The organism is Pseudomonas sp., from assembly GCF_030696055.1.
Lineage (GTDB): Bacteria > Pseudomonadota > Gammaproteobacteria > Pseudomonadales > Pseudomonadaceae > Aquipseudomonas.
On record NZ_JAUYNP010000132.1, the window covers coordinates 1 to 1,727 of the forward strand.

The 1,727-nt window shown below is 62.2% G+C and carries 2 protein-coding genes; one reads left to right on the forward strand and one right to left on the reverse strand.

Annotated elements, in window-relative coordinates:
• A partial coding sequence (locus Q8Q83_RS07940; protein WP_305622648.1) for an IS1595 family transposase occupies positions 1-715 on the forward strand: 715 nt, incomplete at its 5' end.
• 49 nt (positions 716-764) lie between these two features.
• Here the strand turns inward: Q8Q83_RS07940 and Q8Q83_RS07945 are convergent.
• Positions 765-1,727, reverse strand: a 963-nt coding sequence (locus Q8Q83_RS07945) for an MFS transporter (RefSeq protein WP_305622650.1), incomplete at its 5' end; no start/stop codon positions are given.

Genomic DNA, 1,727 nt, shown 5'->3' on the forward strand with positions numbered 1-1,727 from the left:
CGGCCTTGCTCGCTTGCACTATCCCGAACGCTGGAAAGACTACGCCCAGACACTGATCGATGGCCTGAGCGTGCGCAAAGCCGCTAAGCAATGCGGCATAAGCAAGAACACGGCCTTTCTCTGGCGGCATCGTTTCCTTACCTCCGCAGCCCAGCATCATGCGTCCCATGAGGCTGGGATCGTTGAAGTCGACGAGACGTTCTTTCTGGAGTCATTCAAAGGCCAGCGCCAGTTACCGCGAGCACCACGCAAAAGAGGCGGCGTCAGCATGACTCGCGGCACTGGCAAGGATCAGATTCCGGTGATGGTGGTGCGTGACCGTGAGGGGCACACGGCGGACTTTAAGCTGGAGAAGTTGGATACCGAGCATGTGCGAGCAGCTCTGCTGCCGCTGATCGACCGAGAGGCCGTGCTTTGTAGTGATGGCGCTGCGGTATATGCAAGCTTTTCCCGTACTCAGGGCATCACCCACCATGTTGTCCACTCTCGTCCTGGTCAGCGGGTGCACCAGGGGGCTTTCCACATCCAGAACGTCAATGCGTACCACAGTAGGTTGAAGATCTGGATGACTCGCTTTCATGGCGTCGCTACCCGCTACCTACCGAACTATCTGGGCTGGCGACGCATGCTTGAGCGTTATCAGCAGCGTATTCAGCCGGATCACTGTATCCAGGAAGCGGTGGGGCGAACCATGCAACACATGATTGGGACATAGCCATAAAAAAGGCCCCGCAATCGCGAGGCCTTTTTATGCAGACACAGCCTTAGGTCGAATGCTGCAGCCCACCGGCGACCTGCGCCTCGGCCTTGGCAGACCCGGCACTGCTCCACTGCTGCAAGCGCAGCACGCTGTCGCGATAGGGCTTGAGGCCCATGCTCAGCAGCACCAGCGAGCTGAATACCGCCAACGAGCTGACGATCAGCAGCGAATAACGCAGGGCCGCATCGTCGCCGAATACATAGTCGGTCACCAGCGCCACCGCGGTCGGGCCTATGCCCAGGCCGATCAGGGTGATGACTAACAGATAGAGCGCCGAGGCCTGACCGCGCATGGAATTGGGCATGATTTCCTGGATCGCCGCCGGCGCCACGCCGAACGGCATGCTCAGGAAAAATACCGTGGGGGCCATCACCACTGCCGCCCAGAAGCCGCTGTCCAGCAAGGGGAATGTCAGCACGCAGGGCACCGCGCCTATGGCGGCGTACAGGCCGACGCGCATATTGGCGTCGCTGCGCCCGTGCTTGGCCATCCAGTCGGCCAGGCGCCCGCCGAAGACTATGCCCAGGCAACCGCACACCGCCACTATGCTGCCGTAGATGATGCCGACCTGGCCGGCATCCCAGCCATGGGTACGGATAAAGAAGGTCGGCACCCAGGCCGAGCTGCCGTAGCCGGCAAACGACAGGCCGGCAAAACCGAAGTTATGGCACAGCACGGTACGCCGGTTGGCGCGGATATAACGCCCGACATCCACCAGGGGCACCGCCACACCCGCACCCACGCCGCGCCGCGCCGGCTCCTTGATCGCCAGCATCAGCAGGGTGAAGAGCAATCCGGCCGCGCCGAGCAACAGGAAGATCAGCTGCCAGGGGCGCACCTCGCCCAGCACCGGCAGCGACAGATCGCCCTGGGCCGAGGCGAACTGGATGACCAACCCGCCGAGCAGAAAGGCCAGGCCCGAACCCAGGTAGACCCCCATGGAATACACGCTGATGGCGGTGGCGCG